Source organism: Pseudomonas sp. GW821-FHT04D07 (assembly GCF_059420225.1).
This window is the reverse complement of record NZ_JBWKTH010000008.1, coordinates 194,898-202,205: the sequence shown is the minus strand read 5'-3', so window position 1 is coordinate 202,205 and position 7,308 is coordinate 194,898. Positions and strand designations below refer to the sequence as shown.

General features: G+C 63.5%; 7 protein-coding genes. 3 read left to right on the top strand and 4 right to left on the bottom strand.

The window, feature by feature from the left end:
* The first annotated feature begins 188 nt into the window (after window positions 1-188).
* Window positions 189-470, top strand: a complete 282-nt coding sequence (gene ppnP, locus AC07T0_RS13305; RefSeq protein WP_495001604.1) for a pyrimidine/purine nucleoside phosphorylase — start codon at window positions 189-191, stop codon at window positions 468-470.
* Window positions 471-561: 91 nt separating this feature from the next.
* Here ppnP and AC07T0_RS13300 read toward each other — a convergent pair whose 3' ends face one another.
* A complete protein-coding gene (locus AC07T0_RS13300; RefSeq protein WP_495001603.1) occupies window positions 562-2,355 on the bottom strand; it encodes an ABC transporter transmembrane domain-containing protein in 1,794 nt (597 codons plus the stop codon).
* A gap of 263 nt (window positions 2,356-2,618) precedes the next feature.
* On the opposite strand from AC07T0_RS13300, the gene AC07T0_RS13295 reads away from it, so the two are divergent.
* Window positions 2,619-2,792: a PA1571 family protein gene (locus tag AC07T0_RS13295; protein ID WP_495001602.1), complete on the top strand. Its 174-nt coding sequence runs from the start codon at window positions 2,619-2,621 to the stop codon at window positions 2,790-2,792.
* 212 nt (window positions 2,793-3,004) lie between these two features.
* Here AC07T0_RS13295 and pdxB read toward each other — a convergent pair whose 3' ends face one another.
* Window positions 3,005-4,147, bottom strand: coding sequence for a 4-phosphoerythronate dehydrogenase PdxB (gene pdxB / locus AC07T0_RS13290; protein ID WP_495001601.1), 1,143 nt, complete (start codon window positions 4,145-4,147; stop codon window positions 3,005-3,007).
* A gap of 184 nt (window positions 4,148-4,331) precedes the next feature.
* Between pdxB and AC07T0_RS13285 the strand changes: the two genes are divergently transcribed.
* On the top strand, window positions 4,332-5,744 hold the full coding sequence (locus tag AC07T0_RS13285) for an MATE family efflux transporter (protein WP_495001600.1): 1,413 nt from the start codon (window positions 4,332-4,334) through the stop codon (window positions 5,742-5,744).
* Window positions 5,745-5,831: 87 nt separating this feature from the next.
* On the opposite strand, the gene tusA is transcribed toward AC07T0_RS13285, so the two are convergent.
* Window positions 5,832-6,083 (bottom strand): sulfurtransferase TusA, encoded by a 252-nt coding sequence (gene tusA, locus AC07T0_RS13280; protein WP_248796663.1) that lies wholly within the window; start codon window positions 6,081-6,083, stop codon window positions 5,832-5,834.
* 26 nt (window positions 6,084-6,109) lie between these two features.
* On the bottom strand, window positions 6,110-7,177 hold the full coding sequence (gene rlmM / locus AC07T0_RS13275; RefSeq protein WP_495001599.1) for a 23S rRNA (cytidine(2498)-2'-O)-methyltransferase RlmM: 1,068 nt from the start codon (window positions 7,175-7,177) through the stop codon (window positions 6,110-6,112).
* Window positions 7,178-7,308: the final 131 nt, after the last annotated feature.

Sequence of the window (7,308 nt, the reverse complement as noted above, 5' to 3'; positions counted from 1 at the left end):
CCCCCCCCCCCCCCCCCCCCCCCCCCCCCCCCCCCCCCCCCCCCCCCCCCCCCCCCCCCCCCCCCCCCCCCCCCCCAGGGCCCCCGTCGCTGACGAAATCTGCAACACCTTTTTCAACAGGTGACGAGGCAAAACGCCTTGGGCATACTGATCGGCCAAATTTTTCAGCTCATTTCGAGGAATCGCCCATGTTTAAAGTCAACGAGTACTTCGACGGCACCGTCAAGTCGATTGCCTTCGCACAAGCCGAAGGCGCCGCCACCATCGGCGTGATGGCCGCGGGCGAATACGAGTTCGGTACCGCCCAGCGCGAGATCATGCACGTGATCTCCGGCTCCCTGACCGTCAAACTGCCCGACAGCAACACCTGGGAAACCTTCGAAACCGGCAGCCAGTTCAACGTGCCGGCCAACAGCAAGTTCCAACTGAAAGTCGCCGTGGACACCGCTTACCTGTGCGAATACCGCTGAAACCGGGCGATATGACACCAGAACGGCGCCTGCAGGCGCCGTTTTTTATGGAGTGCTACTTGGTCGGTTACTTAGACGGTTACTGGGTCGGTCAAGCTTCAGTCGCCGCGTCTCCCGGGACGAATTCCGCGCCCCGCGCATTGAACTGCAACGCCGCCAACCGCGCATACAGCGGGTTGCTCGCGATCAACTCGGCGTGGGTACCAATCGCCACCAGCTTGCCCTGATCCATCACCGCGATCCGGTCGGCGTTCTGCACCGTGGCCAGGCGGTGGGCGATCACCAGGGTGGTGCGGCCCTGCATCAGGCTTGGCAGCGCTTCCTGGATCAAGTGTTCGCTCTGGGCATCGAGGGCGCTGGTGGCTTCGTCCAGCAGCAGGATCGGCGCGTCCACCAACAACGCCCGGGCAATCGCCAGGCGTTGTCGCTGGCCGCCGGACAGCCCCAGGCCGCCATCCCCCAGGTGCGTGCGGTAGCCATCGGGCATTTGCTCGATAAACTCGTGGGCATGGGCGATACGCGCCGCCGCGCGGACCTGGGCGTCGCTGGCCGCCGGGTTGCCATAGCGGATATTTTCCTCGACGCTGCCGAAAAACAGCGCCGGGCTTTGCGAAACCAGCGCAAAACAGCGGCGCAGGTCCTGCGGGTCCAGTTCGGTCAAGGCCTGGCCGTCGAGCAGCAGGCGTCCCTGTTGTGGGTCGTAGAAGCGCAGCAACAGGTCGAACACGGTGGACTTACCCGCCCCCGACGGGCCGACCAGGGCCAGGGTTTCCCCGGCCCTGACCGTCAGGTTCAGACCGTCGATGGCATGGCTGTCCGGGCGCGAGGGGTAGCTGAAGCGCAGATTCTCCAGCACCAGGTTACCGCTGACCCGTTCGGCCAACTTCACCCCACCACCGACCGGCGCGGTAATTTCATTGCTCGACTGCAATAGCTCGCCGATCCGCTCCCCCGCCCCGGCCGCCCGCTGCAACTCACCGATCACCTCGCTGAGGGTACCGAAGGCGCTGCCGACAATCAGGCTGTAGAAGACAAAAGCCGCCAGTTCGCCACCGGAAATCTTCCCGGCCATCACATCCATGCCACCGACCCAGAGCATCACCGCCACCGCGCCCAGCACCAGGACGATCACCAGGGTAATCAGCCAGGCCCGTTGCACAATGCGCTTGCGGGCTGTCTCAAAGGCCTGCTCGACGGTCACGGCAAAGCGCTGTTGGTCCTGAACCTGATGGTTGTAGGCCTGCACGGTCTTGATCTGACCAAGGGTTTCGCTGACGTAGCTACCAACATCGGCAATCCGATCCTGGCTCAGGCGCGACAGGCCGCGCACCCGGCGGCCGAAGATCAGGATCGGCGCCAGCACCAGCGGCAGGGCGACCACCACTATGCTGGTGAGCTTGGGGTTGGTGATAAACAGCAGCACCACCCCGCCAATGACCATCAAGGCATTACGCAGAAACAGTGAGAGCGACGAGCCGATCACCGATTGCAACAGCGTGGTGTCGGCGGTCAGGCGCGACTGGATCTCCGAACTGCGGTTGTTCTCGTAGAACCCCGGATGCAGGTAGATCAGGTGGTTGAACACCTGCCGACGAATATCCGCCACCACCCGCTCGCCGATCCAGGACACCAGGTAGAAGCGCGCGAAGGTGCCCACCGCCAGGCCCAGGACCAGCAGCATGAACAAGCCGATGGACTGGTTGAGCAACTGCGGCGACTGGGTCATCAAACCCTTGTCCACCAGCAGACGGATGCCCTGGCCCATGGATAGGGTGATGCCGGCGGTGACGATCAGCGCTACCAGGGCACCAAGCGCCTGCCAGCGATAAGGGGCGACAAAACGACTGGCCAGGCGAATGGCGCGGCGATGGCGTGCAGAGAGCATTGGCAAGGAATCCGTTAGGCGATGAGGACAGAGCCTACACCGAACCGGGAAGGAACTTGTGCAAAACGCAATCAATCGGATTAATTATGACCGTGCATGCTAATCCCTAGAAAGTATTGGTCTAAAGCCTCTCTGGCGGTGACGAACGGTTTCTGTTGCACTGATGCCGTCGCCTTGCTTGTGCCTGTTGTAACAGGCTGGTCATGCGACGCTTATAATCTCTAAATGAACCTGATGACGAAACCTGCGCGAGGAGACAGGCCATGGACTTGCAAAACAGCAGCAACCAGATTCCGGTGATTCGTCCCTGCCCCCAGAAGTTGGGGTGCGCGATTATCGACGCCCAGGGTCGTGAAGTACCGATCACCGAAGAAATGATCCAGAACGCCTGCCGCGAACTGGAACAGCGCTTGGTCAAGCCTGCCGAGCAAGACTGACAGCCCGAACTCCCCCTTGACCCGGCCTTGTTGCCGGGTTTTTTCTGCCTGGGTGATGCGCGCCTACGGGGACCGAGGCAACAGGGTACTTTGCGGTGATACGCAGACTTGTGGGAGCCGGCTTGCCGGCGATGGTGGCCTCACTGACGATGCTTGCCTCAAGGACCTCATCGCCGGCAAGCCGGCTCCTACGAAGAGCAGCGGTATTTCACCTACACCAGCACAGCCCCCAGGGCCAGCACCAGCTTGCGCAGCACTTCATCGTCGCCGTTGATCTTCACCGGCAAGCCTTCGATTTCCCGACGTTCGGGGTAGTTTTTGCGCAGCAGGTCGAACGCGACTTTCTGCTCGGCCACGCTGCCGGTCAGGCTGCGGCGCAAATCCGCATCGTCACGCCGCGGGTCGTAGACACCACGACAGATCATCGCCATCGCCCAGGCCGGGTCGCTGCCGGCATTGAGAGTGACCTGCGCCAACCAGGGCTCGGGCAACAAATCCTCGAGACGGACCTCGGCGGTCTGTCCCAGGAAGGCGCAGAACGCCTGGTAGATCTGCGCGGTCCCGCGTTGCTTGCCGTCGAGGCTGTAACCGGCGATATGCGGCGAGCCCAGCACGCACAAATCGGCCAGGGCGACATCCACTTGCGGTTCCGCCTCCCAGACATCCAGCACCGCCTGCAGATCGTCACGGGCCAGCAGCACTTCGCGCAGAGCGGCGTTATCTACCACCGGGCCCCGCGCGGCATTGATCAGCCAGGTGCCGGGCTTGAGCTGCTCCAGGCGCTGGCGATCCAGCAAGTGCCAGGTGGGCTGCGCGCCCGTGCGGGTCAAGGGCGTGTGCAGGCTGATCACATCGCACTGCTCGATGATCTGCTCGAGGCTGACATAGTCGCCCCCCTCGGCCGCCTGACGCGGCGGGTCGCAGACCAGGACCTTCCAGCCCAGCCCCCGCAGGACCTTGATCAGCCGCCCGCCGACTTCACCCGCGCCGATCACCCCATAGGTGCGCGCAGTCAGGTCGGCGCCTTCGATTTCCGCCAGGGTCAGCAGGCTACCCAGCACATAATCGACCACCCCGCGGGCATTGCAACCGGGGGCGCTGGACCAGTGAATACCGGCCTGTTCAAAGTAGTCCAGGTCCAGGTGATCGGTGCCGATGGTGCAGGTACCGACGAAGCGTACCGGGCTGCCTTCGAGCAACTCGCGGCTGACCTGGGTCACCGAACGCACCAGCAAGACATCCGCCTCGGCCACCGCCGCCCGGTCGATGCCACGGCCCGGCAAACGGCGGATCTCGCCGAAACCGGCAAAGAAGGCATCGATCAAAGGGATATTTTCGTCGGCAACAATCAGCATGGCAGGCTCCTTGGGCAAGGGCGCAGTGTAGGCGCAGTCAGCGTCCGAGAGCCAGCCAAGCATCAACCCGCTGCACCTTCCTGTGAGCAGGACCTTACAAAGTGTCTACAATCGGGCATTTCCTGACCCTTGCGTCAACAGGTAGAATCGGCGGTTTTTCGCGTCATACCTGGATACCTCATCGGTGAACAGCCTCACTGCAACACCTGACAGCCCACCCCTGAGTCGCCCGGCCCGGGTCCGCCTGGAACTGCGCAACCTGCTGGGCCTGGCCCTGCCGATCATCATTGCCCAGCTGGCGCATACCGCCATGGGCTTCGTTGACGCGGTGATGGCCGGCCGGGTCAGCCCGCGCGATCTGGCGGCGGTGGCGCTGGGCAACTCGATCTGGGTGCCGGTGTTCCTGCTGATGACCGGCATCCTGTTGGCAACCACGCCCAAGGTCGCCCAGCGTTATGGTGCCGGAACCCCCGCCGAGATCGGCCCACTGGTGCGCCAGGCCCTGTGGCTGGCTCTGGTGGTGGGCCTGGCGGCAGGCGTGATCCTCTACAACGCCGAGCCAGTCCTGCACCTGATGAAGGTCGACCCCGAACTGATCGGCCCGTGCATGGACTACCTGCGCGGCATCGGCAGCGGCCTGCCGACAGTGGCGCTCTATCACGTGCTGCGTTGCTGCAGCGACGGCATGGGCCGCACCCGCCCGAGCATGGTCCTGGGCCTCTGTGGGCTGGCACTGAATATTCCACTGAACTACGTGTTCATCTATGGGCACCTCGGCGTGCCGGCCATGGGCGGACCCGGCTGCGGCTGGGCCACGGCGATCGTGATGTGGTGCATGCTGTTCGGCATGGCCGGCTGGGTACGCTGGGCCAAGGTCTATCGACCGAGCCAGTTGTTCAGTCATTTCGACTGGCCGCAGTGGGCGGTGATCAAACGTCTGCTGGACATCGGCCTGCCCATCGGCATCGCGGTGTTCGCCGAGGCCAGTATCTTCTCGGTGATCGCCCTGCTGATCGGCAGCCTCGGCGCCACGGTGGTGGCCGGGCACCAGATCGCCCTGAACATCAGTTCGCTGGTATTCATGATCCCCTATTCCCTGAGCATGGCCATCACCGTACGGGTCGGCCAGGCCCTGGGCCGCGAGCAACCCCGTGAAGCGCGCTTCACCGCTGGGGTTGGAGTGGCCACGGCGCTGGCCTATGGCTGTATGTCGGCGAGCCTGATGCTGCTGTTCCGTGAGCACCTGGCGACCGTCTACACCCATGATCCGCGGGTGATCCAGGTGGCGACCATGCTGATCGTGTATTCGGCGCTGTTCCAGATATCGGACGTGATCCAGGTCACGGCAGCCGGGGCGTTACGCGGCTACCAGGACACCCGGGTGACCATGCTCCTGACGCTGTTCGCCTATTGGGGTATCGGTTTGCCGGTGGGCTACGCCCTCGGCCTGACCGACTGGCTGGGCGCGCCCAGTGGTCCGAGCGGGCTGTGGCAGGGTTTGATCGTGGGGTTATCGTGCGCAGCAGTGATGCTCTCGATCCGCCTGGTGCGCAGTGCGCGCAGGCGGATCCGGATGCATTCGGCGCGGTCTCTGTAATTGGATGGGCTTGCCCGCGAAGGGGCCCTCAAGGCCGCCAAGAGCTTCGCGGGCAAGCTCCGCTCCCACAACAAGCGCTTCGCGTTCCTAATCGAGCTTCTTGCGAATCCAGTACAGGTAGGTACCGGCCTCTTCGCGCTGTTCCACCAATTCGTGATCAAGGAACACGCAGAACTTGGGAATATCGCGACGGGTCGACGGGTCGGTGGCGATTACCTTGAGCAGGCCACCCGGCGGCAGATCGCGAATGTGCTGGTGCAACATCATCACCGGCTCCGGGCAATTGAGCCCGGTGGCGTCGAGGGTGCCGTCAACGGCGGGGTCGTGGGGTTGGGTCATGCTTCACTCCTGAAACCAGGCCGGCATTATCTAGCTTTTTTCACATCCAGTCGACGCAGGTGGCAGGTCACTTCCTCACGGTCGTGGTACAGCTGCTTGCATCCGATGGCCACCCTGATCCCACGAGCCTTGAAGCCCTCTTCGATACGCTCGAGCAAACGCCGGACTTCGGCGTAGCGCTGCTTCATCGGCAATTTGAGGTTGACCACCGCCTCGCGGCAATGCCCCTCGCCGATCCAGGTTTCCAGCAAGGCGGCGTTACGCGCCGGTTTCTCGACGATATCGCAGACCATCCAGTCCACCGGCTGTTTCGGCTTGAAGGTGAAACCGTCGGCCATCAGGTGCTGGACCAGGCCGGTATCCATCAGGCTTTCGGCCATGGGGCCGTTGTCGATGGCGGTCACCAGCATGCCCCGGTTGACCAGTTGCCAGGTCCAACCACCGGGCGCGGCACCGAGGTCGACGCCGGTCATGTCGCCGTGCAGGCGTTCGTCCCACTGGTCGCGGGGGATAAAGTGGTGCCAGGCCTCTTCCAGCTTGAGGGTCGAGCGGCTCGGCGCGCTCCGGGGGAACTTGAGCCGGGGAATGCCCATCGGCCACATCGCCGAATTGTCCGCCTCGGCCAGGCCGAGGAAAACTTCCCGACCACTCTTGAAGGTCAGTAGCAGTCGCGGCTTGTGCGCGTCCTCCTGCAGCTTGCCGGCCTGGGTCAGGGCCTTGCGCAGCGGACCTTCGAACTTCTTGCAGAAGTTCGACAGTTCCTTGCCGTCGTTGGTATCGACCACTTCCAGCCAGAGGCTGCCAACGGTCGGCCACGCCGCCAGCTCAGCGAGGATCACGCTGATGCGATCGGTTTCCGGCAGGTCGATAAAACGTCCGCGTGCCCATTGCCGGGGAAAAATCAGTTCGGCGAAACGCAAGCCGGCCATCAACCGGCGCGCGCCGTCGTCATCGCTGCAGACGAATTCGGCGCAGGCGCTGTTGGTCTTGGCCTTGGCATAGCCCGGGACGTCCAGGCGCGCGGCGTGCTCGGAAATCTCCGAGCAGACTTCGCCTTCGAAGCCGGGCCGGCAATGCATAAAGAGGGTGTTCATTGGATAACTCCTGGGTCGCCGCTGTGGCGAGGGGGCTTGTCGAAATGCCCCCTCCCCACAAACCGGCGCATCATAGCCGAGTTCGGAACCTTGGACCTGCCCATAGAGTCCAGTAATTAGCCAGTTTTCCC